This is a genomic window from Thauera phenylacetica B4P (assembly GCF_000310225.1).
Classification (GTDB): domain Bacteria; phylum Pseudomonadota; class Gammaproteobacteria; order Burkholderiales; family Rhodocyclaceae; genus Thauera; species Thauera phenylacetica.
Genome location: NZ_AMXF01000574.1, coordinates 1 through 582 on the forward strand (window position 1 = coordinate 1; position 582 = coordinate 582).

1 protein-coding gene is annotated in these 582 nt (G+C 76.8%); it reads right to left on the reverse strand.

The genetic code is table 11. From position 1 onward, the window contains the following. The coding region (locus C667_RS23760; RefSeq protein ID WP_281054855.1) for a cytochrome c3 family protein at positions 1-554 on the reverse strand (554 nt) is incomplete at its 3' end. Between the last annotated feature and the right edge of the window lie 28 nt (positions 555-582).

The window sequence follows — 582 nt, forward strand, 5'->3', positions numbered from 1 at the left end:
TCGGCGCCGCGGTCGGCGTGGCAGCCGGTGCAGGCGTCGGGGGCGCCGGTGCGCGCGCTCAGGTCGGGGCGCGGCACGCGGATGGCGTGGTCGCGGCGAGGGTGCACGACCATGTAGTTGCGGCTCGGCATGTGGCAGTCGACGCACTGGCTGCCGGCGCCGCCGCCGCGGTGGAAGTGGTGCGCGGGCGCGTCGTAGTCCTGGGCCTGCAGGCCGGGGAAGCGGCCGCGGTCGGGCGCGGGGTTGTGGCAGGCGGTGCACAGCGCGTTGCCGTCGGCGCGCAGGCGGCCGCGGTGGGGGTCGTGGCAGTCGGTGCAGGCCACGCCGGCCTGGTACATGCGGCTCTGGCGATAGGAGCCGTACTCGAAGACCTCGTCGAGCTGCTGCCCGTCGGCGTGATACAGACCGGGGCGCAGGTTGTCGGGGACGAACTGGTCGAACAGGGGCGCGCCCGCCACGGCGTCCTCGACCAGCCGGGTGCGGCGCGCGTGGCAGGTGGCGCACTGGTCGACCTGGGCGTGCGCGCCGGCCAGGGCCCGGTTCGGGGTCGCCACCGGCCGCTGCGTGCGCTCGCCCGACGCG